Source organism: Tersicoccus solisilvae (assembly GCF_014643255.1).
Classification (GTDB): Bacteria; Actinomycetota; Actinomycetes; order Actinomycetales; family Micrococcaceae; genus Tersicoccus; species Tersicoccus solisilvae.
The window spans coordinates 294,218-318,434 of record NZ_BMJI01000001.1 but is presented as its reverse complement, the minus strand read 5'-3'; the positions used below and the strand labels follow the sequence as shown (position 1 = coordinate 318,434).

Sequence of the window (24,217 nt, the reverse complement as noted above, 5' to 3'; positions counted from 1 at the left end):
GCGGTGTTCCCCATCACACCGTCGGTCACATGCGGGCGAGGGCCTCGGTCGTGACCTCGATCAGGACGGGCGTCTGCGCGGCCAGGGCGGTCTCGAACGCGGTCCGCAGGTCCGCGAGCGTGGACGCCCGTCCGGCGGGCACGCCGTAGCCCTCGGCCAGGGCGACGAAGTCGATGCCGGGGACGTCGAGGCCGGGCGCGTTCAACGCGTCGAGCTTCGTGGCGAATCCGCGCAGGGCGCCGTACGTGCCGTTGCTGAGGATGACGAAGACCACCGGCACCCGGTAGCGAGCGGCGCTCCAGAGGGCGGTGATGCCGTAGTTGGCGGACCCGTCCCCGATCACGGCGATGACGCGACGCTCGGGGTCGGCCAGCTGGACGCCGACCGCGGCCGGCATGCCGAAGCCGAGTCCCCCGGACGCGGGGAAGTAGTAGCTGCCCGGCCGGCGCATGCGGATCGCGGCCCAGAAGTCGCCCACGGTGGAGGTCGCCTCGTTGACCCAGACGGCGTCCTCGGGGGCGAGCGCGTCGAGCGTGGCCAGCACGTCGGCGGCGACCAGCCGCTCGCTCCCGGCGTCACCGGCGGCAGCATCCGGCAACCGGGCGACGTCGGTGTCGCCCGCCGCGGCCCAGCGCTCCGGCTCCGGTCGGGGGGTGACCGCCTTGGCCAGCGCGGCGACGGCCGGGCCGATGGGGGTCACGACGGCGTCACCCATGGGGGCGCGCGCCGCCTCACCGGGGTCACAGCTGACGTGCAGCAACCGGGTGCCGGTGGGCAGGTACTCGCCCGGGTCGTACTGGTGGTACCGGAACACGGGCGCACCGATGACGAGGACGACGTCGTGCCCGGTCAGCCGCTCGGTGATGCCCGTGACCGAGGCCGGCAGCACGCCACGGAAGGCGGGGTGGACGGTCGGGAAGGGGCAGCGCGACGCGGACGGGGCGACCCACACGTCGGCCCCGAGCCGCTCGGCGAGCACGACGGCGTCATCGTTGGCGCGGGCGCTGTCCACGTCGGGACCGAGGACGAGCACGGGAGCCGTGGCGGCGTCCAGCACGCCGGCCAGCCGGGCGATCTCCGCCTCGGCCAGTCCGCCGCCGATGGTGACGCGCCGCTCGAGCAGGTGGGCGGTGTCGGTGCCGGCCTCGGCGGACCAGTCGTCGTACGGCACGGAGACGTAGACGGGGCCGGCCGGGTCCAGGGTGGCGGTGTGCAGCGCTTGGGAGAGCGTGCGCACGACGTCCTGGGCGCACGTCGGCTCGGCGGCGTGCTTGACCAGCGGGCGCGGCAGCAGCGTGGCGTCGACGTTGGAGAGCATCACCTCCTGCCCGATCGTGGACCGCACCTGCTGCCCGGCGGTGATGACGAGCGGCGTGTGGGCGTACCAGGCGTTGGTCAGCGCCCCCATCGCGTTGCCCGTGCCGGAGGCCGCGTGCAGGTTGACGAAGGCGGGCCGGCCCGTGGCCTGCGCGAATCCGTCGGCCATGCCGAGCACCGCGCCCTCGTGCAGGCCGAGCACGTAGCGGAAGTCCTCGGGCATGCCGGCGAGGAACGGCAGCTCGTTCGAGCCGGGGTTGCCGAAGACGGTGGTCATGCCGTGGCGCCGGAGGAGTTCCCAGGCGGCCTCGTTCACGGTGGTCAACGCGAGCTCCTTCTGCTGAGTGTTCGGGTGAGTGCGGCCGCGGGGTGCCGCATGATGGGCGGGTGAGCCTGGACCTGAATCTGCTCCGGACGTTCCTGAGCATCTACGACACGCGCAGCGTCACGCGGGCCGCGGCGGAGCTGTCGCTGACCCAGCCGACGGTCAGTCACGCCCTCGGCCGGTTGCGTCGCCATCTGGGCGACCCGCTGTTCGTCCGCGCCGGCTCCGGGGTGGCGCCGACCGCGCGGGCCGTCGAGCTCGCCCTGGTGTTCCGGCGGGCGGTGACCGCCGTGGACGACGCCGTCGACGCGGACCGGGTGTTCGATCCCGCCACCAGTGAGCGCCGGTTCCGCATCGCGCTCTCGGACGTCGGCGAGGCCACGTTCCTGCCGCGGATCATGGGCCGGCTGGCCGACCGGGCGCCCGGCGTCAGCGTCGAGTCCGTGCCGATGCGCATCGACCGGGTGACGAGCTGGCTGGCGCACGGCGACGTCGACGCGGCCGTCGCGAGTGTGCCGATCGACTCCTCGGGGCACCGCGCGCTCGTGCGCGGGGAGCGGTACGTGTGCGTCCTTCCCGCCGACCGTGCGCCCGCCGGCGACCGGATCGAGCTCGACGACTTCCTCACGGTCCCGCACGTCGCCGTCGACCCGGCCCTGGGCCACCGGCAGGCCGACGCGGTGCTCGAGTCGATGCGCATCCGGCGCCGGATCGGCCTGTACGTGCACCACTTCTCGACGCTGCCCGGCGTGGTGGCCGGCTGCGGGATGGCCGCGATCGTCCCCGCGCAGCTGGCGGCCCTGTGGGCGCAGCGCTGGCCGATCGTCATGCGCGAGTTGCCGATCGACGTGCCCCGCTTCGACGTCACACTGTCCTGGAACGAGGACATCGCCGGGACGGGGGCTGCGGCCTGGTTCCGCGACCAGGTCGCGGGTGCCCTGACCGACGCCTGAGCCCCACCGCACCGGTGGCACGCCGGAACCGGCCGACATCGGCGGGATGCCGCGGTCGACGCCGGTCATGCGGCGCGAGCGGCCGGGGCGGCGTCCTCGTCGTCCGGCGTCGTCGTGCGCGGCTTCGGGATCAGCGCGACGGCGCACACGCCGAGCACCGCGGCCGCCGCGAACAGGTAGAACCCGCCCGGGTAGGCGGCACCGGACGCGACGAGCAGTCCGGTGAACCAGGGGCCGACGATGGCGCCGAGGCGGCCGACGCCCGAGGTCAGGCCCATGCCGGTGCCGACGATGCGCCGCGGGTACAGGTAGCCGACGAAGCCGTAGACGAGCACCTGCGCGCAGAACACGAACACGCCGGTGACCAGGACGACCGCGTTGAGCAGGATCTCGTTCTGGATCCGGATGCTGAGCAGGAGCAGCAGCACGGCCGCGGCGCCGAACCAGAACATCGTCGTGCCCTTGACGCCGCGCCGGTCGGCGATCCGGCCGCCCACCAGCAGGCCGATGATGGCACCGACGTTGAGCACGAACAGCATCAGCAGCGAGTTGGAGACGCTGTAGCCGGCGCCGCGCATCAGCTGCGGCAGCCACGTGTTCAGGCCGTACACGAGCAGCAGGCCCATGAACGCGGCGATCCAGAGGCCGATCGTGGTGCGCAGGTAGGGCGGACGCAGCACGTCACCGGGCCGCACGCGGGGGTGCTGGCCGGCCTGCCCCGTCGTGCCGGCCACCTCGCTGGTCTCGGGCAGCTTCGCCCACATCACGGGCAGCAGCACGAGGCCGAGCACACCGCCGACGGTGAACAGCCAGCCCCAGTGGGCGCCGAACACGATGGCCAGCAGGGAGGCGGCGACGGCGCCGGCGTGGTAGCCGGTCATGGTCAGCGTGCTCGAGTGCGCCTTGCCGTTCTCGTGCGCGCTCTCCTGCATCATCGTCACGGCCACCGGCATGCAGCCGCCCAGGCCCAGTCCGGCGATGAAGCGGACCAGGGCGAGCAGGCTCGTGTTGGGCATCACCGGGAAGATCAGGGTGAAGACCGAGAACACGAGCACGCACATCATCAGGGGCAGGCGGCGGCCGAAGCGGTCGGTGATCGGCCCGATGGCGGCGGCGCCGATGCCGACCCCCACCAGGGAGATCGTGGCGATGAAGGTGGCGTCCAGCGCGGTGATGCCGGCGTGCTGACTGTCGAGCAACCGCGGGATGGCCGCGCCCAGGGCGACGATGTCGAAGCCCTCGAACACGACGGTGAGCCAGCAGAGGGCCAGCGTCCAGGGAGTCCGGGTGACGGTCATGAGTGTGCTTCCTTGCGCCTCGGCCGGCGTCGGGCGCCGGCGTGATCCGTGTCACCGCTCAGTCTGCTGGTCGCCAAACACAACGTCCAATCAATGATTGCCGCCTACGTCATCGACGTGTTCGATGCTTCACGGTCACGCCGTGTCGAAGATCGACACCGCCCACCCGGCGTCGACGGTGAAGGGGGCCAGCTGGTAGGTCGCGAACCGGTGCCGCAGGGCGAACCCGGCCGCCGCGGCGTTCCGGTCGAGGTCGGCCACCGTGTAGTCCCGGTCGGTGGCGAAACCGGTCAGCAGCAGCCCTCCGTCGGGTAGCAGCGCCCGGAAGCGCTCGAGGATGCCGCGCTCGGACCCGGGTGCGGCGAACACGAGGACATTACCGATCGCGGCGACCGCGTCGAACGCCTCCGGCAGTCCGGCGCGCGCCAGCATGGCGGCGTCGAGCTCGGCGAGGTCGGCCTCGAGGAACGGGACCGACGCTCCCTGCAGCTCGCGGGCGGCCCGGACCAGGGCGGCGTCCTTGTCGACGCCGACGGCCCGGTGCCCCTGGCGCGTGAGGTGGGCGGCGAGTCGTCCGGTGCCGCAGCCGGCGTCGAGCACCCGCGCCTTGCGTTCCAGCAGTGCGTCGAGGAGGCGACCCTCGCCGTCGAGGTCGACCCCGTCGGCGTGCAGACCGCGGAACCGCCGCTCGTACAGGCGACGCATCACCGCGTTCTCGGGAGCGTCCCATCGCGTCGTCGGCGTCATCGGCCCGGCCCCTTCTCCTCGTCCCGTCGTCGGTCAGCTGATTCTCGAGGCTACCCGCGCACCTCACTGCTCCCCTTAGGGTCGAAGGATGCGTTTGTGGAGCCTGCACCCGTCGCTGCTGGACCGTCGTGGTCTGGTAGCCTGCTGGCGCGAGTCGCTGCTGGCACAGAAGGTGCTGCGGGGGCAGACGAAGGGTTACCGCAACCACCCGCAGCTGACCCGGTTCCGCCGGATGGTCGACCCCGTGGCCTCCGTCGGTGCCTATCTGGCCGGCCTGGCCGAGGAGGCCGACGCGCGGGGGTTCACGTTCAACCGTGCGCTGATCGAGGTGCCGCCGTCGGCGGCGATGCCACCGGCCCGGATGACCGTGACCTCCGGCCAGCTCGACCACGAGTGGACGCACCTGCTGGCGAAGACCGTGGCGCGGGACACCGCCTGGCACGAGCGGCTGACCTCCGTCGAGCACCGGCCGCATCCGCTGTTCGACGTCGTGCCCGGTCCGGTCGAGGAGTGGGAGATCATCGGCGACTGACCCCCCTGCGCCAGCTCGTCAATAGATGCACACCGGAGGCCTGATTCGGGGCCGATCGAACATCTATTGACGAGCTGGCGGTGGGTCGGTGGGATCAGAGGCCGCGCTCGACCATGAGGAGCAGCCGTTCGGCGAGCGCCCGGCGCGTCGCGGGGTCGATCACCCGCAGGGGACCGTCGATGGTCAGGGTGGCCAGGCCGTGCACCGTCGACCACGCGAGCACCTCGGCGCCGGCCCGCTGGTCCGCGGGCAGGACGCCGGCGACGACCATGGCGTCGAGGGCGTGGGCGAGCATCTGGAACGGCGTCTTTCCGCCCGGGCCGGCGGCCATCGGCGCGGCGGCGTCTCGCAGATCCTCGTGCACCCAGAAGGCGGCCCGGAACCAGCCCGGCTCGGCCCACGCGAAGCCGAGGTAGCCCGCCCCCACCGACCGCAGCAGGGCGCGGGAGCGGGCGACGGCGTCGGCGTCCGGCGGCAGCTTCGCCAGCTCGTCCGCCTGGGCCCGTTCGATGGCCTCGGCCAGGTGCGCCTGAGCGGCCATGGACACGGCGTGGACGAGGGCGTCCCGGTCGGCGAAGTGGCGGTAGGCGGCGCTCGCGGCGACCTGCGCCTTGCGCGTGGTCTCGCGCAGCACGACGGCGTCGGGGCCGCTCTCCCGGGCCAGCTCGAGCCCGGCCTCGACGAGGGCGCGCTGCAGATCGCCGTGTCGATACGTGGTGCGGGCCATGACCGTTGACTCTACCCACGGCCGCGGTCGAATGTGAACGTCGTACACAACGGTGTGTCGCCGCGTGACGACTCGCACATCGCTTCACCGCCGAGTGTGCGGACGAGGCACGCATTCGCCGGGCCTTGACTGCGACAGTCGCACACTCGACGCAGTGGCGACGGCGATGTCCCGGCGCTGCCCAGCGCACGTCGCTCGACAGGGCCGCCGCCCGGGGAGCGTCCCTCAGGCCGCGGGTCGCGCGGGGTCGCGCTCGGCGGCGTGGACGAGCCGGGCGTACGCGCCGTCGGCGTCGAGCAGGTCCGCATGGGTGCCGTGCTCCACCACCCGGCCGCCGTCGAGCACGGCGATCTGATCCGCGGCCTGCACCGTGGTCAGCCGGTGGGCGATCGAGATGGTGGTGCGGCCGTCCGCCAGCGCGTCCAGCGCGGCGAGCACCTCGCGCTCCGTGTCGTTGTCCAGGGCGCTGGTGGCCTCGTCCAGCACGAGCACCCGCGGGTCGCGCAGCACGGTGCGGGCGATGGCGAGGCGCTGCTGCTCGCCGCCGGAGAACCGGTGCCCGCGCGCCCCGACCACGGTGTCCAGGCCCTGCGGCAGTGCCGCGACGAGGCTCGACAGCCGGGCAGTCCCCAGCGCGTCCCACAGCTCGGACTCGGTCGCCTCCGGGGCGGCCAGCAGCAGGTTCGCCCGAATGGTGTCGTGGATCAGGTAGGTCTCCTGGGAGACGACGCCGACGATGGCGGCGAGGGTCTCGGGCGCGAGGTCCCGGACGTCGACGCCGTCGATGGTGACGGCCCCGGCGTCCACGTCCTGCAGCCGCGGCACCAGCGACGCCAGCGTGCTCTTACCCGCCCCGGTGTGACCGACCAGGGCCAGGGAGCCCCCGGCCGGCACGGTCAGGTCGATCCCGCTCAGCACCGGCCGCCCCGGCCCGTAGGCGAAGTTGACGCCCTCGAACCGGACCTCGCCACGCACCGCCGCGGGGTCCAGCGGTACCGGATGCTCCGGCGGCGCGATCTCGACCGGCAGGTCGAGGTAGCCGAAGATCCGGCTGAACAGCGCCATCGAGGACACCCACTGCACTCCGACGTTCAGCAGCGACATGATGGGCCGGAAGATCGTCGTCTGCAGGGCGATGAAGGCGACCAGGGTGCCGATGGTCATCGCGCCCGACGTCGCCGGCAGCCCCGCGACCAGATAGAGGACGGCGGGGATGGCGGAGAACACGATGCTCATCGTCGCCATCCGCCAGCGACCGGCGAGCTGGGAGCGGATGTCCAGGTCGACGAGGCGTTCGGAGGTGGCGGCGAAGGCGGCCGTGTCCCGGGCCGTCGTGCCCAGGGTCTTCGCCAGCCGGGCGCCGCTGACGGAGAGCTTCTCCTCGACCTGCGAGTGCATCAGGGCCAGATGCCGCTGGGTCTGCGTGGTCACGTCCCGGCGCAGCAGGGCCACCCGGCGACTCAGCCACACGGCCGGCGGGATCACCACCAGCGAGATCAGGCTCAGCTGCCAGGACAGCGCCACCATCGCGGCGGCGGTGGCGACGGCGGTCGTGAGGTTCGCGGCGATCGACGTCGCCGTCGTCGTGAAGACCGACTGCATGCCGGAGATGTCGTGGGTGAGCCGGGACTGCACCTCGCCGCTGCGGGTGCGGGTGAAGAAAGCGAGGGACTGCCGCTGCACGTGCGCGAAGACATCGGTGCGGAGCCGGTGCATCACGCGTTCGCCGACCGCGGTGGACAGGTAGGTCTGCCAGACGCCGAGCAGCGCGGTGACGACGGCGACCACGAGCATCCCGCCGACACACCACAGCAGCACGCCGACGTCCTGCCGGGGCAGCGCGACGTCGATCACCTCCTTGACCAGGAAGGGCTGGGCGAGGCCGACCACCGAGGCGATCGCGATGATGATGAACACGACGGCGAGGGTGGGCGCGTGGGGACGGAAGAGGCCGGCGACGCGGCGCAGGGAGACGGGCGACTCGGCGAGGTGGGCCGCGTCGGCGGGGTCCACGCGGCCCGGGCCGCGGGAGCGGGAGAGGCCATCGATCATGGCGGCTTCGGTCATGCGTCCTCCTGACGACGAGGTCGGCGGCGCGCGTGTCGCGGCGGCTCACCGACATTCAAGAGGTTACCTCACTATGTGGTTGCCACACAATAGTCTACGCTGGGACCGTGACCGACTCGCCCGACCCCCGCGAACTGGCGGAACTGTTCCACGCCGTCTCCCGCACCATGCGGCGGCGCACGCTCGCTCAGCTCGAACCGTGGGGCATCACGCCGCACCACGCGCGGGCGCTGCGCTGCGTGGCCGAGACGGAGCCCGCGCGCCTGCGTGACCTCGCCGACCGGCTCCGGATCGCCGCCCGGTCCGCGACCGAGGTGGTCGACGCCCTGCAGGAGAAGGGCCTGGTGACGCGGGCACCGGATCCACACGACCGCCGGGCGACCCTCGTCTCCCCCACGAGCGACGGGCTCAGCCTGGTCGAGCAGATCGACGCCGCCCGCGCCGAGCGCAACGCCGAGTTCTTCGGCGCGCTCTCCACCGAGGACCGCATGGCGCTGCAGCGCATCCTCGGATCGCTCCCGGTGGAGTGAGGCCGGTCGAGATACCGTCGACTTGACACGTGGATGATATGGACGTTTTGACCGATTTGAACGATGATGAACGGATGAACACCAGCACCTCCCGTTCGATCAGGGACGGACATGTCGTCGACCCTCCTCAAGACCCGGAGGAGATGCTTGAGCTCGCGCGCTTTCTCGAGAACCACGCGACTCCCGCCGTCCTGCTGGGGCCCGATGGTGAACAGATCCCGCTCCCGCTGGCTGCGTACGAACTCCTCCGGGAGGTGGTGAGCGCCATGGAGCGAGGGGCTTCTGTCAGCGTAGAACCGATCGACCGGCAGTTGACCACTCAGGAAGCAGCAGGTCTCTTGGGCGTCAGCCGCAACACGCTGATCCGACTCCTCGATGAGCATGAGTTGCCCTACGAACGTCTGGGGCAGTCACGGCACCGCCGATTGAGGTTGAGAGACGTGCTTGCCTACCGTGATCGCAAGCGGACGGATCGGCGCGGTCGACTCGATGAGCTCACGCGCCAAGCGAGCGAAGACGGGCTGTATGACGTCGACGCGGACACGTACAAGGCAGCACTCGCCGAAGCGAGGAGATCCTAGCCGGTGGCGCGGTTCGCGGCTTTCCTCGATGCGTGCGTTCTCGTTCCGATCGCCCCGTGCGACACCTTGCTGCGGATGGCGGAATCAGGCGCCTTTCGTCCGCTCTGGTTGAGACGCGTCGTCGACGAGGCGCTGCGCGCACTGGAGCGCATCCACCCTGACCTCGATCCGAGCAGATTCCGCATCCGATTTCGCTCGATGGATGAAGCCTTTGAGGACGCACTCGTCGACGGATGGGAGCCACTCGAACGCGGTATCGAGTTGCCGGATCCCAACGACCGCCACGTCGTTGCCGCAGCCCTACTCGGCCGCGCGGATGTCATCGTCACAGAGAACGTCAAGGATTTTCCGTCCACGACACTTCGCCCGCTCGGTCTCGAGACTGTCCGCCTCGACGACTTCCTTCTCGATCAGTTCGACCTGAGCCCAGTCGCCACTCGTCGAGTGATCGTCGATCAGGCCAGAGCGACGACACGACCACCCGTACCCGTCGAAGACCTGCTGGAGAAGCTCCGGCGGAGTGGTGCTCCAGAATTCGCGAGCGCCGTAGGCAAGATGCTCGTCGAGAATCCTGCTGAGGATGTATGACCCGCCTCAGTAGTCCTTCGCGATCGTCCAGCCCTTCGGTACCGCCCCGCCCGTGCGCACGGCCAGGTCCCGGAACGCCTGCTTGATGGTGTCCGCGTACAGGTGGGCGCCGAAGATGCCGGGATGGATCTGGTCCGGCTGCAGCAGGTCGACGCGGCCCGCGATCGCGTGGTTCCAGTCGGCGACGATGACGTTGCGACGCCCGTTCGCGAGGTCGGCGAACACCTTGTTGGCCTCGGGGACGAACGGGCTCGCCCCGTAGAGGTTGACGAGGACGACCATCCGGTCCGGGCCCAGCTTGTCGAGCACCTGCCGCACCATGCCCGGATCGGGCACGCCGGCGTTGGTGCCGAAGTGCAGGATCACGGCCCGTGGCATCGTGCCCGCCGCCAGGCGCGCGTCCACCGCGGCCACCCCGTCCGGCCACTGCCGGTTGGACTGCGCGTCGAAGGCGAGGCCGGGGAACCGGTCCGTCAGCCCATCCGCACTGGTGACGACCAGCGAGTCGCCGATCGCGATGATCTCGTTCCCTGCGGGGTAGGCCATCGCCGGTCCCCCGTCCCCGCGCGGACCCGGCGGCGGCGCTGCTGCCGTCGCCGGCGCACTCGCACCGGCGGGGCCGGGTGACGGGGCGGCGGGCGAGCCGGACGCGGGCGCCGTCGCCCCCGGAGATGCCGGCTTCCCGCGGGTGGCGCCCGGCGTCCCGTTCGGCGACGCCGGCGGGGCGCTCGGCGCCGTGTCGGTGATCAGCGACTGGTTCCGCTCGATCGTCGCCTGTACCGCCGACTTCGCGGGGGCGGAGACGACCCCGACGACGGCCAGGACCAGGGCCACCCCGGCAACGCCGGCGGCGAGGCGCGGCGCCGTCACCGCCCGCCCGCCACCGCGCAGCCCGGCGACGACCGCCCGGCCCGCGGCCCGGAAGCCGTGCCGCCGGACGGGCAGCTCGATCCAGCGATAGGACAATGCGGAGACCACCACCGTGACGACGAGCGCCAGGATCCGCAGCGTCCACCACCCGGGGGTGCCGACCGCGGTGGGCACGAGCGCGTCGGCGACGACCAGCGCCGGCCAGTGCCACAGGTAGATGCCGTAGGACCGCTCCCCGATCCAGGCGACGGGGCGGTTGTCCAGGACGCGCTGGACCGGGCTCGTCCCCTCGAGCAGCGTCAGGATGAGCACCGCGGTGATCAGGCAGGCCAGCAGGATGCCGCCGCGATAGGCGAAGACGCCGTCGGCGCCGATCGCCACCATGGCCAGGAGCAACAGGACGACGGCCCCGACAGAGATCGGCACCCGGCGACGCCGCCAGAGCGGCCGGGTCAGGTTCAGCCCCGTGCCGCCGGACCACGCGAAGGCCAGGGCGACGCCGAGCAGCAGGCCGAAGGCGTGAGTGTCGGTGCCGTAGTAGACCCGCGTGGCGTCCGTGCCCGGCGTGTACAGCACCGCCATCAGCAGCGCCGAGACGAGGGCGCCGGCGGCCGCCAGCCCGGCCCGGGCGCCGTTCCGCAGCGGCAGCGCCATCACCGCGAGGAAGAGGAACGGCCAGACCAGGTAGAACTGCTCCTCGACGGCGAGCGACCAGAAGTTGACGAACAGCTGCGGCGACGTGTGCGCGAAGTAGCTCGATCCGGCCGCGATCTCGAGCCAGTTGTTCGAGAACGTGAGCGCGCCGAGCGTCTGCCGGCCGATCCCGACCAGCAGATCCTTGCCCACGAGCAGGCCGACCGCCACGCTGACCACCACGACGACGGCCAGCGCCGGCAGCAGCCGACGGGCGCGACGCAGCCAGAAGCCACCGAGCGCCACCCGTCCGCTGCGGTCCCGCTCGCGGATCAGCAGCGTGGTGATGAGGAACCCGGAGACGACGAAGAAGACGTCCACCCCGAGATACCCGCCCGGCAGCAGCGCCGGGCTGAGGTGGTAGAGGAGCACGGCGACGACGGCGAGCGCCCGGAGCCCGTCCAGACCGCCGATGTGGCCGGGCCGGCCGGTGCGGTCGACCGCACCATCGGGCGCCCGGTCGGCGCGCGTCGCGGGCACGACCGCGCGCCCGTCGTCGAGTGTCCTTCGTTCCACCGGTGTCCCCTCGCTCCGGCCCGCCCCTTCGCTTCTCAGGCTAAGCGCCGCCACCGACGGTTCCGCGGCGAACCACCGAACATGACGTCCGGAACCGCACCGGCCGCCGGCGTTGACTGGCCGGCGAAGCGGGGGAGCCGTCAGGTGCCCATGAGGGTGCTGCGGATGAGGAAGCGCTTGCCTTCGGGTGCCTCCACGGAGAAGCCGCTGCCTCGACCGTCGACGACGTCGACGAGCAGCCGGGTGTGCCGCCAGTAGGAGAACTGCTCCACCGACATCCAGAACTCGAGTTCGCCCAGGGCGCCGCCGTCGGATGAGGCGTCTCCCGCGGGCAGGTCGAACACCCCGAGCAGGACGTCGGCGTCACCGGTGAGGAACTCCCCGGCCGGGTAGCACATGGGCGAGGAGCCGTCGCAGCAGCCGCCGGACTGGTGGAACATCAGCGGGCCGTGCTGCGCCCAGAGTCGCTGCAGCAGGGCGATGGCCGCCGGGGAGAGGGCCACGCGTGGCTCCGTCTCCCCGGCGACGACCACCCGGGCGTCCAGCGCGGCCGACTCAGGCATCGACCGCCTCGTAGTCCACGACGACGCGACCGTCGATCTTGCCGTGGTGCATCTCGTCGAAGACGGCGTTGATGTCCTCGAGCGGGCGCTTCTGGATGGTCGGGTGGATCTTGCCCTGGGCGTAGAAGGCGAGCGCCTCCTCCATGTCCTGCCGGGTCCCGACGATGGACCCGCGGATGGTCAGCCCCTTGAGCACGATGTCGAAGATCGGGGCGGGGAAGTCGCCGGGCGGCAGGCCGTTGAAGACGATGGTGCCGCCGCGCCGGGCCATCCCGATCGCCTGCCCGAACGCCTTCGGGTGCACCGCCGTGACCAGCACGCCGTGCGCCCCGCCGGTGGCGGCCTGCACGGCCTCCGCGGGGTCCTCGCCGAAGGCGTTGACCACCACCTCGGCGCCGTGCCGGGAGGCGAGGGCGAGCTTGTCCTCGGCGACGTCGACGGCCGCGACCCGCATGCCCATCGCGACGGCGTACTGCACCGCGAGGTGCCCGAGCCCGCCGATGCCGGAGATGACGACCCACTGCCCCGGCCGCACCTCGGTCTGCTTCAGGCCCTTGTAGACGGTGACGCCGGCGCACAGCACGGGTGCGACCTCGTAGGGGTCGGCGCCGTCGGGCACGCGCGCGGCGAATCGGGCGTCCACCAGCATGTACTGGCCGAACGACCCGTCGACGCTGTACCCGCCGTTGGTCTGCGCCTCGCAGAGCGTCTCCCAGCCGGTGCGGCAGTACTCGCAGTCACCGCAGGCGCTCCACAGCCAGGCGTTGCCGACGACGTCGCCCTCGGCCAGGCGGGTCACGCCCTCCCCGACGGCGACGACGGTGCCGACGCCCTCGTGGCCGGGCACGAAGGGTGGGGACGGCTTGACCGGCCAGTCGCCCTGCGCGGCGTGCAGATCGGTGTGGCAGACGCCGGAGGCGATGAGCTTGATCAGCGCCTGGCCACGCCCGGGGGTGGGGATCTCGATGTCCGAGACGGCCAGGTCCGCGCCGAACGACTCGACGACGGCGGCTTTCATGGTGGTCATGGGGGTCCTCTCGACGAAGGAAGGGGGCGATCGGGCGGCGCCGTCCCTTCCAGGGGGCGGCGCCGCCGGCCGCAACGGAGCGGCCTAGAAGAAGCCGAGCTTGCTCTCGGCGTAGCTGACCAGCATGTTCTTGGTCTGCTGGTAGTGGTCGAGCATCATCCGGTGGTTCTCCCGGCCGATGCCCGAGGACTTGTACCCGCCGAACGCGGCGTGCGCGGGGTAGGCGTGGTAGTTGTTCACCCACACGCGGCCGGCCTGGATGTCCCGGCCCGCGCGGTAGGCGATGTTGCCGTTGCGGCTCCAGACGCCGGCGCCGAGCCCGTAGAGGGTGTCGTTGGCGATCTGGATGGCCTCGTCGTAGTCGGTGAACGAGGTGACCGAGACGACCGGGCCGAAGATCTCCTCCTGGAAGATCCGCATGCTGTTCCGGCCCGAGAAGATGGTCGGCTGCACGTAGTAGCCGCCCGCCAGGTCGCCGGAGAGCTCGGCCCGGGCACCGCCGGTGAGCACCTCCGCGCCCTCCTGCTTGCCGATGTCCAGGTAGGAGAGGATCTTCTCCAGCTGGTCGTTGGACGCCTGCGCGCCGACCTGGGTGGCCGTGTCCAGCGGGTTGCCCTGCACGATCTGCTTCGTCCGTTCGACGACGGCGTCGAGGAAGTCGCCCTTGATCGACTCCTGGATCAGCGCCCGCGACGGGCACGTGCACACCTCGCCCTGGTTGAGGGCGAACATGGTGAAGCCCTCCTGGGCCTTGTCGTAGAACGCGTCGTCGGCCGCGGCGACGTCCTCGAAGAAGATGTTCGGGCTCTTGCCGCCGAGCTCCAGGGTCACCGGGATGAGGTTCTGCGACGCGTACTGCATGATCAGCCGGCCCGTCGTCGTCTCGCCGGTGAACGCGATCTTGCGGATCCGCTTGTTCGACGCCAGCGGCTTGCCGGCCTCCACGCCGAACCCGTTGACGACGTTGACGACGCCGGCGGGAAGGATGTCCGCGATCAGCTCCATCAGGACGAGGATCGACGCGGGGGTCTGCTCGGCCGGCTTGATCACGACGGCGTTGCCGGCCGCGAGCGCCGGGGCGAGCTTCCACGTGGCCATCAGGATCGGGAAGTTCCACGGGATGATCTGCCCGACGACGCCGAGCGGCTCGTGGAAGTGGTAGGCGACGGTGTCCTCGTCGATCTGGCTGACACCGCCCTCCTGGGCGCGGATCGCGCCGGCGAAGTAGCGGAAGTGGTCCACCGCGAGCGGGAGGTCCGCGGCGAGGGTCTCCCGAACGGGCTTGCCGTTGTCCCAGGTCTCCGCGACGGCGAGCATCTCGAGGTTCTCCTCGATCCGGTCCGCGATGCGGTTGAGGATGACGGCGCGCTCGGCGACGGACGTGCGACCCCAGGCCGGGGCCGCCTTGTGCGCGGCGTCCAGGGCCGCCTCGATGTCCTCCGCGGTGCCCCGGCCCACCTCGCAGAACGGCTTGCCGGTGACCGGGGAGATGTCCTCGAAGTACTGGCCCTTGACGGGGGCGACCCACTCGCCGCCGATCCAGTGGTCGTACCGGGGCTTGAAGGAGACGACGGAGCCCTCCTGGCCGGGCTGTGCGTAGACGGTCATGCTGATCCTCCTGATGGACGTCCTCGTTGACGTGATGCCGGTCACGGTAGGCGCCCGGGTCCGCCTCGAGGGTTGCGGGAGCGTTGCAGCGCGGGCACCGCAGCGCGGGCCGGCGCCGATACCGTGGAGTGTGCCCATCGAGATCCGGCGTGCCCCCGTCGCCGACTGCGACCCCGTCCTGCTGTACCGCCTGCTCCGGCTGCGGGTGCAGGTGTTCGTCGTCGAGCAGGGGGCGGCCTACGACGAGCTGGACGGCCGGGACATCGAGCCCGGCGCGGAGCTGATGTGGGTCGACGAGGACGGCGAGCCGCTGGCGACGCTGCGGCTCCTGCGGGAGAGCGCGGCGGACGGGTCGCCGGTGCTGCGGATCGGGCGGGTCGCGACGAGTGCGGCGGCTCGCGGGCGGGGCGTCGCCTCCGACCTGATGCGCGCGGCCGTGGCCCGGTGCGAGGAGCTGGCTCCCGGCGCCCCGATCCTGCTCGGCGCCCAGGCGCACCTGGCCGACTGGTACGCCCGGTTCGGCTTCGCCGTGGCCGGTGACCCGTACACCGAGGACGACATCCCGCACCTGCCGATGGCCCGTTCCGGCGGGTAGGACGCCGGATCGTCAGTCGCGCTCGCGTCGCTCCAGGTGGGCGACGACGACGGCGCGTCGGGGGGACCGCGGGGGCAGGACAGCGAGCGCGAGCCGCCACGCCTCGACGTCGTCCGCGGCCTCCCGCAGGTCGAGATAGCTCATCAGCGCGTCCGGCCCGGCGTCGGCGAGGATCGACTCGCGTAGCTGTGCGGACACCTCCGCCCGCAGGGCGGCGATCCCGGGGGCCGTGGACCGGGGCAGCAGCAGCCCGCGGTACAGGTTCAGCGCCAGGCGGTGCGCGCCACGGCGGACGTACCGCACGACCTGGTCGGCGTCGAGCGTGAGGTCGACGGTCAGCCGGTAGGGCTGGGACGCCAGGGCCTCGGCGGCGCCCAGCCCGGCCAGCACCCGGCGCAGCCGCACCAGCTCGGCCCGCAGGGTGGTGGGGTCGGGGTCGGCGTAGAGCCGGTCGGCCAGCTCCTGTGCGGTCAGCCCCTCGGGGTGCCGGGCGAGCAGGGTGAGGATCTCGGTGTGCCGCAGGCTCAGCTCGCGGCTCGCGCCGCCGAGGCTGAGCAGCCCGCGGTCCCGGCCGGTGATCTGCAGAGTGTTCCGGTGCAGAGTGTTCCGGTGCAGGGTGTTCCGGTGCAGGGCCGGTGACGCCGCACCACGGCTCCGGGGCCGGGAGCCGGACCCGTCGCGCGTGAGCCGGGCGATGCGCAGTTCCGCCTCGGCGGCGGCGACGGCGGCCTGGACGAGGGTGAGGGTGTGGGGGGCGACGGCGTCGGCACCACCGGTGATGTCCACGACGCCGAGCACGGCACCCGTGTCCGGGTCGTGCAGCGGGACGGCCGTGCAGGAGAAGATGTGGGCGATCTCGCTCAGGTGCTCCGCGCCGCTGATCTGCACGCCCGCTCCGGTGGCCAGGGCGGTGCCGGGCGCACTGGTGCCCATCACCCGCTCGGACCAGTCCATGCCCGGCGCGAAGAACCGCGCCTCGGCACGGCGCACCGCGTCGTCGTCGCCCTCGACCCACAGGAGGTTCCCGAGTTCGTCGCCGACCGCCACCAGCAGGCCGGTGGACGCGCTGGGCCGGATCAGGAGCCGGTCGATGACGGGCATGACGGCGGCCATCGGGTGCGCGCGGCGGTACCGGTCCACCTCGTCGAGGAAGCCACCGGGGGCCGGAGCGGGGGCGGCACCGGCGCGCAGGTCGAGCGAGCGGAGCCAGGAACTGCGCACGACGGCGCGCAGACCGTCGAGGTCCGGGGCGCCCTCGTCGAGGACCTGGTGGGCGTGCCGGGCACGTCCCTGGGCACTGGTGGAGGTGTCGTTGCCGATCATGGGTCCGTCGTCGTCGTCGGAGGCCGGATCCGGCACGCGGGCCGGTACTCACGGCTGATGTGCACGGAGTCTACGGAGCACCGGCGGATCGCGCCACGCCCGGCCGCTAGGGTGTGCGCATCGGGCGGCGGACGTCGGCCCGGGAGGGAGCCGACTTGAGCGCACGTCCGCTTCGCGCCCCGGCCCCCGTGCTGGCCCTGGCCGTCGCCCTGACCCTGACCGCCTGCGCTCCCGCCGGGTCTGGAGTGCCCCGGGACGCGCTCGGCCGGGTGACGGAGTCGGCCCGGACGAGCGCCTGGGCGCTGGCGGTCGGGGACTGCACCGCCGCGCTGGACGCCACGGGCACCCTGGAGACCGTCGACGTCGTCCCCTGCGAGGCGCCGCACGCGTTCGAGGTGTTCTCCTCCCGGACGATGACGGAGCCGACGTTCCCGGGCCTGGACCAGACGGACGACCTCGCCGCCCGGGAATGCCGGTCGGCGTTCACCGCGTTCGTCGGCGTCCCGCCGGACCGGTCGCGCTACACCGTCCTGTTCCTGCACCCCACGCAGCGCAGCTGGGACGAGCAGACGGACCGGGAGCTGCTGTGCCTGGCCGGCCGGTCCTCCGGTGGGGTCACCGGCTCGCTCAAGGACGTCGAGGAGTAGCTCTCGCGCGGCTCAGTCGGCGAGGACGAGCACGAGCCCGACGACCCCGAGGGCGAGGCACACCAACGTCATCCCGGCGACGGGTCCGACCGCGGCGTGGACCTCCTCGCGGTGGATGCCGTGCACGCTGCGGGTGTGCCGGCGACGGGCGGTCGTGAGGACGACGACGGCGGCCGCCACCGTGACCAGCGGCAGGGCGAGCATCGCCGGCCCGTAGTGCGGCAGCCAGCGCAGTCCGACCGCGCTGGCGACCAGCAGGGAGAGCGCCGTCCGGGACCAGGCCAGCGTCGTCCGCTCCGGCTGCAGCCCGGGGTCGGCCGTGGCGGGCCAGGCGGGGGAGCTCACGGGTGCGTCACCGGAGCACGATCAGCACGAGCACGACGAGCGCGCCGATCGCGGCACCGAAGCCGAGGATGGGGGCGATCAGCGGCAGCGGCAGGGGCCGCTTCTCTCGCATCGCCCGCTCGACCCGCACCCAGCGGGTGAACGCGCCCCCGCTGACGAGCATGCCGAGCACGATGAGGATGATGGCCACGGCCTTGCGGAACGGGGCCTCGAACACCTCGACGGCGAAGGCCTCGATCGCGATGCCGCCGGCCAGCAGGGCGAGCGAGGTGCGGATCCACGCGAGGAAGGTGCGCTCGTTGGCCAGCGTGAACCGGGGGTCAGGCTCCGTGCCGCCGGGAAGCAGCCGGCGGCTCAGGGCGCCACGGCCCGGCGCCTCGGCGGCGTCGCCTTCGCCGGCGGCCCGGCCCGTCGGCGGCGTGGGGACCGGTGATGCCGTCATGCGCGCACCTTCCTCTCGTCGGCCGGCGACTCGGCGACCGCCTCGACGCGGACCCGGACGCGGGGCCACGCGTTGTTCATGTAGCCCTTCGGGTTCCACAGCCCGGCGGGGTCCTCCGGCTGCAGGGCGGCGGCGCTGTCCCAGGCACGGGCGACGAGCTCGAGCCCGCCGGCCTGCGGCTCGGCGTCGACCTCCGTGCTCCACTGCCGCCAGCACCAGGGGCCGTGGTCCTCCCCCAGGTCGGCCTGCACCCAGGTCGCGCCGCCGTCGGCGGACACGTCCACGCGGGCGACGCCGCGGCCACCGCCCGCGAGCGCGTAGCCGGTCACGGTCACGGGCCCTGCGGGCACGGTGGTGCCGTCGGCGGGGTCGAGGATCGCGCTGGTGAGAGCCAGTTCCCCGAGGGAGAAGCCGGCGCCGGCCGGGATGGCGGACGGATCGGCGTCGGGCGGCAGCATCCGGTAGGCATGGGCCTGGAACCAGTTGTCCGACGGCCGCGCCTGCACGGTGATCCGCTCGATCCACTTGACGCTGCGGGCGCCGATCCAGCCGGGCACCACCACCCGCAGCGGGGCCCCGTGCACGGGCGTGAGCGGCTCGCCGTTCATCGCCCACGCGAGCAGGACCTCCGGGGCGAGCGCCTTGGCCAGCGGGATCGACCCGCCGAAGGCCTGGGCCGGGCCGGGTGCGACGTCGGGCCCGAGAAGGGCGACGTGGCGGGCCTCGGCGTCGTCGGCGTCGTTCCGTTCCCCGGCACGCGAGCCGGCGGCGGCGAGCACGTCGGCGAGCCGGACGCCGGTCCAGGTGGCGGTGGAGACGGCGGCCTCCCGCCACGGCGTCTCTCCCGGGATGTCTCGGACGGCGATCAGCCCGGTGCGGCGGGTGCCCGCGCACTGCAGGGTCGCGGTGAGCGTGTGCTCGGCGAACCGGTCACGGAGCTCGGCAAGGGTGAGACGCAGCGGCGTGTCGACGAGGCCGTCGACCGTGAGGCGCCAGGCGTCGGGGTCGATGTCCGGGATGGGCCCGTGGTTGCGGCTGTAGAAGGTGTCGAGCGACGTCACGACGGCTCCGACGAGGGCCTGCGGCGGCGGTTCCGCGTTGAACGGCTCCCGCCCGTGCACGACCATGTCCGCACGCTTGTCCCACATCATCGGAGCTCCTCGTCGGTGCTGGCGCCGCGCGGCCCGGTTCCCGGGGACTCATCCCCCGGCCCGGCCGCCGCCCTCCATTGTCCTGCCCATCCTGCCCGCTGCCGGGACGTACCGTGGTCGCATGACGCCGACCAGCCCCTCCGGGTCCACCACCGGGGCGGCCGGTCTCGTGGTGTTCGGGCTGTTCGTGCAGGAGATCGGCGCCGCCGTGGCGGTCCTCGTCTTCCCCCGCACCGGGCCGGCCGGGATGGTACTGCTGCGGTTGTTCTTCTCCGCCCTCTTCCTGCTGGCGCTCAGTCGACCCGGCCTGCGCGGGATCACCCGGGCGAACTGGGCGGCGGCGGCCCTGTTCGGCGTGTCGATCGGCGTCATGAACCTGCTGTTCTATGCGGCGCTCGCCTCGATCCCGCTCGGTGCGGCGGTGACGTTCGAGATCCTCGGGCCGCTGGTGCTGTCGGTGGTTCTCGCCCGGCGGGCGGCGGCGTGGCTGTGGGCGCTGCTCGCGGCCGTCGGTGTCGGCATGCTGGGCAGCGGCGGGTTCGGTGCTCTCACCGCCTCCGGTGTGCTGTTCGCCCTGGGCGCCGGCGCCATGTGGGCGGCCTACATCCTGGCCTCCCGGCGCGTGGGAGCCGCGTTCTCGGGCCTGCAGGGGCTGGCCATCGCGATGGCGTTCGGCACGGTGCTCGCGTTGCCGATCGGCCTCGGCCAGGCCGGGGGCGCCGTGCTGGATCCGGCCGTGCTGGCCCTCGGCGCCGTCGTCGCCCTGTTCTCCTCGACCGTGCCCTACGCCGTCGAGCTGCTGGCGCTGCGCCGGATGCCGGCCGCGGCCTTCTCGGTGTTGATCGCGCTGGCCCCGGCGGTCGCGACGCTCACCGGCGCGGTCCTGCTCGCCCAGCACGTCGGCTGGCTGGAGTCGGCCGGCGTGGCGCTGGTGGTGGTCGCCGCGATGGGCGCCCTCCGGTCCCCGGCCCGGTGAGGGCCGTTCCGCCATCGGGACAGGCCACGGGACCGCGGTGAGACCGTTCCGGCGACGGGACACCCTTCCGGCGGGCACCGTTCCGCCCTCGGGACAGTTCTTGCCGTTTGACGCCACTGACCCGTCCCGAATGACGACAACGGTCCCATCGGCTGATCGCCGCCTTCGTGGCGGGACCCCGGATACCGGGCACCGTTCCGCCATCGGGACACCCTTCCGCCATCGGGCCAGTTCTTGCCGTTTGACGCCACTGACCCGTCCCGAATGACAACAACGGTCCCATCGGCTGATCGCCGCCTTCGCGGCGGGACCCCCGTCGACGGGCACCGTTCCACCATCGGGAAACCCTGCAGCCATCGGGACAGTTCTTGCCGTTTGACGCCACTGACCCGTCCCAAATGACAACAACGGTCCCATCGGCTGATCGCCGCCTTCGCGGCGGGACCCCCGTCGACGGGCACCGTTCCACCATCGGGAAACCCTGCCGCCATCGGGACAGTTCTTGCCGTTTGACGCCACTGACCCGTCCCGAATGGCAACAACGGTCCCATCGGCTGATCGCCGCCTTCGCGGCGGGACCCCGGATACCGACGGCGGTCAGCGCCAGCCGCGGCGGCGCATCCACGCGCTCAGCCGCTCCAGCCAGGTGCGCTTCCCCTGCGAACCGCGGGCGGCGGGGAGGTTCCGGTTGCTGCGAGCGTTCATGTCACTCTCCTGCTTCGTCGATATCGGACAGGCGCGGCGCCGGGTGACGCCGCAGGAACGCAGACGCCTGTCGGTACTGCCACCAGCCCACCACGGCAGCGGCCACCAGCACCAGCAGCAAGAAGAGCACCAACGCCGGCAGGACCCGCGGGTTGGCGAGCAGACTCGCCGCGACCGCGACCGTGGACGCCAGGGTGAACGGTGTCCGCAGGGCCTGCGCCTGTTGTCCCTGCGCAGCAGCGCGCACGACGGTCAACTCCCTGTCCGCCACCCCGACGCGGCCCCGGATCTGCGCGTGAACGCTCTTGCGCTGCCGGGGAGTCAGCACGCCCAGGACATGCGGCCCCCACGGGTTCCTGACCGAGTGCACGACGCCGGCCGCCGCCACGGCCAGGCCCGCGACGACCAGCCCCCAGCGGGCAGCAAGCCACAGGTCGTTCTCCTCACCGCCGCGCAGCAGGGCCACCGCCACGGCCAGGCCGACCCCGAGCGCCAGGAGACCGGGCACCTCGACCAGGACGAACCGGCGGAAGGCCGGTCGCAGGTCGGGGACGGGCACGCGTTCGGCCTCGCGCTCGGCGCGGTTCCACCGCCAGGCGTCGCTGCGATCGTCGTCGCGGGTCGTGTCCAGCCAACTCCTCACGACGGCGGCGCTTCCGACGCCACCGGCGTGGGATCGGGGTGCGCCCGCAGGAAAGCGCTCGTCCGGCGGATCCGGCGAAAGCTGACGACGAGGAAGGCGGCACCGAGCGCCATCCCCAGCACCGCGAGGAGGAGGGGCCACCCGCGGTGCGAGCCCGCGACGGTGTTCCCCACCATCAGCAGTACGAGTCCGAAGATGGCGGGTACGCCGCGCATCAGATCCCGCCGGTCACGCCGCGCGACGAGCCGCGCGACGACGAGGTGATCCGTATCGACGGCCGCACCACCGCTGATCTGCCGTTGCAGCTCGCGGTGCTGCTGCCGAGTGAGGGACGAGGAGCGGGGGCCGTTCAGCGGGTGCGGATCACGCCGTAGGAGTTGCGGCAGCCGGCGGAACAGGGACCACAGGCCGGTCACCACGACGGCGTACCCGATCCAGCGATGCCATTCTCCCCAGATGCTCGCACCCACGACGGCGAGTCCCAGGCACACCGCGAGCACCACGGGCAGCTCCACCCGCAGGAACCGGCGCAGCACCGGCCACTCGTCCGGCACGACGACGCCGACCGCCCGCTCCTCCGCCTGCGCCCACCGGCGCGCGTCGCTGGGATGCTCGGCGGGCGTCCGCTCCCACCAGTCGCTCATGGCGATGCCTCGGCCGACTCCGGCGACGGCTCCGGGTGTTCCCGCAGGAACGCGGTCGCTCGGCGGACCTGGCGGATCGATACCAACAGCAGCACGAGCAACGCGACGCCCATCGCGATGTAGAAGGCGAGCCCCCAGCCGCCGCGGTGGAGGTTCCGCACGATGTTTCCCACGGTCATCACCTCAAGGCCGATCGGGGTGTACAGCGTGCGCATCACACCGAGCCGCAGTCCACCAGCGGCCAGCCTCAGGACATTGAGGTGAGCGACATCCACGGGCTCCCGGCCCGTCACCTGACGCTGATTCTGCCTCCGCTGGTCGTTGGTCAGGAACAAGCGGACTGCCGGCGGGTTCGGGTGCCGTCGGACGGCGCGCACCACGCCCATGATCATTCCGACGAGTCCGGCGACCATGATGGCGGTCCCGATCGACTCCGGCCACTCGCCTCCGAGCAGGGCGCCCAGCACCCCGAGCCCCACGCACACCACGAGCACGATCGGCAGTTCCACCAGCAGGAACCGGCGCAGCACCGGCCACTCGTCCGGCACCACGACGCCGGCCGCCCGCTGCTCCGCCTGCGCCCACCGGCGCGCGTCGTCGTCGGCCACCGAACCAGCCCCCGGGCCGGCAGCGTCCCCGGCCGTCCCATCCCCCGATGTCATGCCCGCATCCTGACATGCGACGACGCTCCCGGACCAGAGTGGGGCCGGCAATCGGACCGAGACCACGACACCCGACCCCGGTATCGTGGGAATGCCGCACCGGCCCGTGGCGTTCCATGGGCAGCTTCGACCGCAACGCCACAGGAGAATCAGCAGTGACCGAGCAGATCATCATCGTCGGATCCGGCCCCGCCGGATACACCGCCGCCATCTACGCCGCCCGGGCGGGGTTGAACCCCGTCGTGCTGGCCGGCTCCGTGACCAGCGGCGGCGCCCTGATGAACACCACCGAGGTCGAGAACTTCCCCGGCTTCCCCACCGGCGTCCAGGGCCCGGACCTGATGCAGAACCTGCAGGAGCAGGCCGAGCGGTTCGGCGCGCGCATCCTGTTCGAGGACGCCACCGCCGTCGACCTGCACGGCCACCTCAAGACGGTCACCACCGCTGACGGCGAGACCTTCGAGGCCCCCGCCGTCATCCTTGCCACCGGCTCCGCCTACAAGGAGCTCGGCCTGCCCGAGGAGCAGCGCTACTCCGGCCACGGCGTCTCGTGGTGCGCCACCTGCGACGGGTTCTTCTTCCGCGACCAGGACATCATCGTGGTCGGCGGCGGCGACTCCGCCATGGAGGAGGCCACCTTCCTCACCCGCTTCGGCAAGTCCGTCACCATCGTCGTCCGTCGCGACTCGCTTCGAGCCTCGAAGATCATGGCCCAGCGCGCGAAGGACAACGAGAAGATCAGCTTCGCCTGGAACAGCCAGGTCACCGCGATCCACGGCGGCGAGAACGGCAAGGTCACCGGCGTGACGCTGCGCGACACCGTCACCGGCGAGGAGCGTGAGCAGGCCGCCACCGGCATCTTCGTCGCCATCGGCCACGATCCGCGCACCGAGCTCGTCAAGGGCCAGGTGGATCTGGACGACGAGGGCTACATCGTCGTCAACTCCCCGACGACGATGACCAACATCTCCGGCGTCTTCGCCTGCGGTGACGCCGTGGATCACCGGTACCGCCAGGCCATCACCGCCGCCGGCTCGGGCTGCTCCGCGGCGCTGGACGCCGAGCGGTACCTCGCCGCGCTCGAGGACGCCGACGCGATGGCGACCGCCGTCGCCGCCGAGGGCTGAGCACGGATCGTCCGA

The 24,217-nt window shown here is 72.3% G+C and carries 25 protein-coding genes; 9 read left to right on the top strand and 16 right to left on the bottom strand.

Annotation, left to right across the window (positions count from 1 at the left end; genetic code table 11):
* Window positions 1–25 precede the first annotated feature (25 nt).
* Window positions 26–1,633: a benzoylformate decarboxylase gene (gene mdlC / locus IEX22_RS01560; protein ID WP_229659723.1), complete on the bottom strand. Its 1,608-nt coding sequence runs from the start codon at window positions 1,631–1,633 to the stop codon at window positions 26–28.
* A 71-nt stretch (window positions 1,634–1,704) separates the two neighbouring features.
* Here mdlC and IEX22_RS01555 point away from each other — a divergent pair, with 71 nt between their 5' ends.
* Window positions 1,705–2,595: a LysR substrate-binding domain-containing protein gene (locus tag IEX22_RS01555; protein ID WP_188665301.1), complete on the top strand. Its 891-nt coding sequence runs from the start codon at window positions 1,705–1,707 to the stop codon at window positions 2,593–2,595.
* Between the two features lie 65 nt (window positions 2,596–2,660).
* Here IEX22_RS01555 and IEX22_RS01550 read toward each other — a convergent pair whose 3' ends face one another.
* Both IEX22_RS01550 and IEX22_RS01545 read right to left on the bottom strand, forming a co-directional pair.
* Window positions 2,661–3,893 carry an MFS transporter gene (locus IEX22_RS01550; protein ID WP_188665298.1) on the bottom strand — a complete coding sequence of 411 codons (1,233 nt, stop codon included), beginning with the start codon at window positions 3,891–3,893 and terminating at the stop codon, window positions 2,661–2,663.
* A 135-nt stretch (window positions 3,894–4,028) separates the two neighbouring features.
* The gene (locus IEX22_RS01545) at window positions 4,029–4,640 is read right to left on the bottom strand and encodes a class I SAM-dependent methyltransferase (RefSeq protein WP_229659683.1); all 612 of its coding nucleotides are present in this window, start codon (window positions 4,638–4,640) and stop codon (window positions 4,029–4,031) included.
* Between the two features lie 88 nt (window positions 4,641–4,728).
* Here IEX22_RS01545 and IEX22_RS01540 point away from each other — a divergent pair, with 88 nt between their 5' ends.
* The gene (locus IEX22_RS01540) at window positions 4,729–5,172 is read left to right on the top strand and encodes a pyrimidine dimer DNA glycosylase/endonuclease V (RefSeq protein WP_188665296.1); all 444 of its coding nucleotides are present in this window, start codon (window positions 4,729–4,731) and stop codon (window positions 5,170–5,172) included.
* 94 nt (window positions 5,173–5,266) lie between these two features.
* Here IEX22_RS01540 and IEX22_RS01535 read toward each other — a convergent pair whose 3' ends face one another.
* Window positions 5,267–5,899 carry a TetR/AcrR family transcriptional regulator gene (locus IEX22_RS01535; protein WP_188665293.1) on the bottom strand — a complete coding sequence of 211 codons (633 nt, stop codon included), beginning with the start codon at window positions 5,897–5,899 and terminating at the stop codon, window positions 5,267–5,269.
* Between the two features lie 225 nt (window positions 5,900–6,124).
* On the bottom strand, window positions 6,125–7,966 hold the full coding sequence (locus tag IEX22_RS01530) for an ABC transporter ATP-binding protein (RefSeq protein ID WP_188665290.1): 1,842 nt from the start codon (window positions 7,964–7,966) through the stop codon (window positions 6,125–6,127).
* 107 nt (window positions 7,967–8,073) lie between these two features.
* Between IEX22_RS01530 and IEX22_RS01525 the strand changes: the two genes are divergently transcribed.
* The 3 genes from IEX22_RS01525 to IEX22_RS01515 are packed head-to-tail and all read left to right on the top strand — an operon-like array spanning window position 8,074 to window position 9,665.
* Window positions 8,074–8,496, top strand: coding sequence for a MarR family winged helix-turn-helix transcriptional regulator (locus IEX22_RS01525; protein ID WP_229659682.1), 423 nt, complete (start codon window positions 8,074–8,076; stop codon window positions 8,494–8,496).
* A 38-nt stretch (window positions 8,497–8,534) separates the two neighbouring features.
* Window positions 8,535–9,077 (top strand): helix-turn-helix domain-containing protein, encoded by a 543-nt coding sequence (locus tag IEX22_RS01520; protein WP_229659722.1) that lies wholly within the window; start codon window positions 8,535–8,537, stop codon window positions 9,075–9,077.
* 3 nt (window positions 9,078–9,080) lie between these two features.
* Window positions 9,081–9,665, top strand: coding sequence for a PIN domain-containing protein (locus IEX22_RS01515; RefSeq protein WP_188665287.1), 585 nt, complete (start codon window positions 9,081–9,083; stop codon window positions 9,663–9,665).
* Window positions 9,666–9,671: 6 nt separating this feature from the next.
* On the opposite strand, the gene IEX22_RS01510 is transcribed toward IEX22_RS01515, so the two are convergent.
* The 4 genes from IEX22_RS01510 to exaC form a co-directional block, all read right to left on the bottom strand.
* Window positions 9,672–11,744, bottom strand: coding sequence for an acyltransferase family protein (locus IEX22_RS01510; RefSeq protein ID WP_188665285.1), 2,073 nt, complete (start codon window positions 11,742–11,744; stop codon window positions 9,672–9,674).
* A gap of 140 nt (window positions 11,745–11,884) precedes the next feature.
* Window positions 11,885–12,307, bottom strand: a complete 423-nt coding sequence (locus IEX22_RS01505; RefSeq protein WP_188665282.1) for a DUF779 domain-containing protein — start codon at window positions 12,305–12,307, stop codon at window positions 11,885–11,887.
* Complete coding sequence (gene adhP, locus IEX22_RS01500) at window positions 12,300–13,334, bottom strand: alcohol dehydrogenase AdhP (RefSeq protein WP_188665279.1); 1,035 nt, start codon at window positions 13,332–13,334, stop codon at window positions 12,300–12,302. The genes IEX22_RS01505 and adhP overlap by 8 nt, the downstream gene beginning before the upstream one ends.
* An 84-nt stretch (window positions 13,335–13,418) precedes the next feature.
* Window positions 13,419–14,942, bottom strand: a complete 1,524-nt coding sequence (gene exaC / locus IEX22_RS01495) for an acetaldehyde dehydrogenase ExaC (protein WP_188665276.1) — start codon at window positions 14,940–14,942, stop codon at window positions 13,419–13,421.
* A gap of 130 nt (window positions 14,943–15,072) precedes the next feature.
* Here exaC and IEX22_RS01490 point away from each other — a divergent pair, with 130 nt between their 5' ends.
* A complete protein-coding gene (locus IEX22_RS01490; RefSeq protein ID WP_229659681.1) occupies window positions 15,073–15,537 on the top strand; it encodes a GNAT family N-acetyltransferase in 465 nt (154 codons plus the stop codon).
* A 12-nt stretch (window positions 15,538–15,549) separates the two neighbouring features.
* On the opposite strand, the gene IEX22_RS01485 is transcribed toward IEX22_RS01490, so the two are convergent.
* A complete protein-coding gene (locus IEX22_RS01485; protein WP_229659680.1) occupies window positions 15,550–16,896 on the bottom strand; it encodes a GAF domain-containing protein in 1,347 nt (448 codons plus the stop codon).
* A 119-nt stretch (window positions 16,897–17,015) separates the two neighbouring features.
* Between IEX22_RS01485 and IEX22_RS01480 the strand changes: the two genes are divergently transcribed.
* Entirely contained in the window at window positions 17,016–17,507 is a 492-nt protein-coding gene (locus tag IEX22_RS01480) for a septum formation family protein (RefSeq protein ID WP_188665273.1), read from the top strand.
* A 12-nt stretch (window positions 17,508–17,519) separates the two neighbouring features.
* Here IEX22_RS01480 and IEX22_RS01475 read toward each other — a convergent pair whose 3' ends face one another.
* Genes IEX22_RS01475 through IEX22_RS01465 form a run of 3 tightly spaced genes read right to left on the bottom strand, consistent with a single transcriptional unit; the run spans window position 17,520 to window position 19,445 of the window.
* Window positions 17,520–17,852, bottom strand: coding sequence for a DUF202 domain-containing protein (locus IEX22_RS01475; RefSeq protein ID WP_188665269.1), 333 nt, complete (start codon window positions 17,850–17,852; stop codon window positions 17,520–17,522).
* 7 nt (window positions 17,853–17,859) lie between these two features.
* A complete protein-coding gene (locus IEX22_RS01470) occupies window positions 17,860–18,294 on the bottom strand; it encodes a YidH family protein (protein WP_188665266.1) in 435 nt (144 codons plus the stop codon).
* Window positions 18,291–19,445, bottom strand: a complete 1,155-nt coding sequence (locus IEX22_RS01465; RefSeq protein ID WP_229659679.1) for a sulfite oxidase — start codon at window positions 19,443–19,445, stop codon at window positions 18,291–18,293. The genes IEX22_RS01470 and IEX22_RS01465 overlap by 4 nt, the downstream gene beginning before the upstream one ends.
* Before the next feature lie 121 nt (window positions 19,446–19,566).
* On the opposite strand from IEX22_RS01465, the gene IEX22_RS01460 reads away from it, so the two are divergent.
* Window positions 19,567–20,421 (top strand): EamA family transporter, encoded by an 855-nt coding sequence (locus IEX22_RS01460; protein ID WP_188665263.1) that lies wholly within the window; start codon window positions 19,567–19,569, stop codon window positions 20,419–20,421.
* A gap of 706 nt (window positions 20,422–21,127) precedes the next feature.
* On the opposite strand, the gene IEX22_RS01455 is transcribed toward IEX22_RS01460, so the two are convergent.
* Genes IEX22_RS01455 through IEX22_RS01445 form a run of 3 tightly spaced genes read right to left on the bottom strand, consistent with a single transcriptional unit; the run spans window position 21,128 to window position 23,075 of the window.
* Window positions 21,128–21,769 carry a hypothetical protein gene (locus tag IEX22_RS01455; protein WP_188665259.1) on the bottom strand — a complete coding sequence of 214 codons (642 nt, stop codon included), beginning with the start codon at window positions 21,767–21,769 and terminating at the stop codon, window positions 21,128–21,130.
* The gene (locus IEX22_RS01450; protein WP_188665256.1) at window positions 21,766–22,413 is read right to left on the bottom strand and encodes a hypothetical protein; all 648 of its coding nucleotides are present in this window, start codon (window positions 22,411–22,413) and stop codon (window positions 21,766–21,768) included. Before IEX22_RS01450 ends, IEX22_RS01455 begins: the two co-directional genes overlap by 4 nt.
* On the bottom strand, window positions 22,410–23,075 hold the full coding sequence (locus IEX22_RS01445) for a hypothetical protein (protein WP_188665253.1): 666 nt from the start codon (window positions 23,073–23,075) through the stop codon (window positions 22,410–22,412). The genes IEX22_RS01450 and IEX22_RS01445 overlap by 4 nt, the downstream gene beginning before the upstream one ends.
* Before the next feature lie 116 nt (window positions 23,076–23,191).
* Here IEX22_RS01445 and trxB point away from each other — a divergent pair, with 116 nt between their 5' ends.
* The gene (gene trxB, locus IEX22_RS01440) at window positions 23,192–24,202 is read left to right on the top strand and encodes a thioredoxin-disulfide reductase (protein ID WP_188665250.1); all 1,011 of its coding nucleotides are present in this window, start codon (window positions 23,192–23,194) and stop codon (window positions 24,200–24,202) included.
* The last annotated feature ends 15 nt before the right edge of the window (window positions 24,203–24,217 follow it).

Excerpts from the sequence above, each read along its gene's own strand:
- IEX22_RS01530 (WP_188665290.1), bottom strand. The coding sequence starts at position 7,966 with ATGACCGAAGCCGCCATGATCGATGGCCTCTCCCGCTCCCGCGGCCCG.
- IEX22_RS01545 (WP_229659683.1), bottom strand. The coding sequence starts at position 4,640 with ATGACGCCGACGACGCGATGGGACGCTCCCGAGAACGCGGTGATGCGT.
- IEX22_RS01505 (WP_188665282.1), bottom strand. The coding sequence starts at position 12,307 with ATGCCTGAGTCGGCCGCGCTGGACGCCCGGGTGGTCGTCGCCGGGGAG.
- trxB (WP_188665250.1), top strand. The coding sequence starts at position 23,192 with ATGGGCAGCTTCGACCGCAACGCCACAGGAGAATCAGCAGTGACCGAG.
- IEX22_RS01520 (WP_229659722.1), top strand. The coding sequence starts at position 8,535 with ATGGACGTTTTGACCGATTTGAACGATGATGAACGGATGAACACCAGC.
- IEX22_RS01540 (WP_188665296.1), top strand. The coding sequence starts at position 4,729 with ATGCGTTTGTGGAGCCTGCACCCGTCGCTGCTGGACCGTCGTGGTCTG.
- IEX22_RS01550 (WP_188665298.1), bottom strand. The coding sequence starts at position 3,893 with ATGACCGTCACCCGGACTCCCTGGACGCTGGCCCTCTGCTGGCTCACC.
- IEX22_RS01445 (WP_188665253.1), bottom strand. The coding sequence starts at position 23,075 with ATGACATCGGGGGATGGGACGGCCGGGGACGCTGCCGGCCCGGGGGCT.
- exaC (WP_188665276.1), bottom strand. The coding sequence starts at position 14,942 with ATGACCGTCTACGCACAGCCCGGCCAGGAGGGCTCCGTCGTCTCCTTC.
- IEX22_RS01465 (WP_229659679.1), bottom strand. The coding sequence starts at position 19,445 with ATGATGTGGGACAAGCGTGCGGACATGGTCGTGCACGGGCGGGAGCCG.
- IEX22_RS01535 (WP_188665293.1), bottom strand. The coding sequence starts at position 5,899 with ATGGCCCGCACCACGTATCGACACGGCGATCTGCAGCGCGCCCTCGTC.
- IEX22_RS01450 (WP_188665256.1), bottom strand. The coding sequence starts at position 22,413 with ATGAGCGACTGGTGGGAGCGGACGCCCGCCGAGCATCCCAGCGACGCG.
- IEX22_RS01460 (WP_188665263.1), top strand. The coding sequence starts at position 19,567 with ATGACGCCGACCAGCCCCTCCGGGTCCACCACCGGGGCGGCCGGTCTC.
- adhP (WP_188665279.1), bottom strand. The coding sequence starts at position 13,334 with ATGACCACCATGAAAGCCGCCGTCGTCGAGTCGTTCGGCGCGGACCTG.
- IEX22_RS01470 (WP_188665266.1), bottom strand. The coding sequence starts at position 18,294 with ATGACGGCATCACCGGTCCCCACGCCGCCGACGGGCCGGGCCGCCGGC.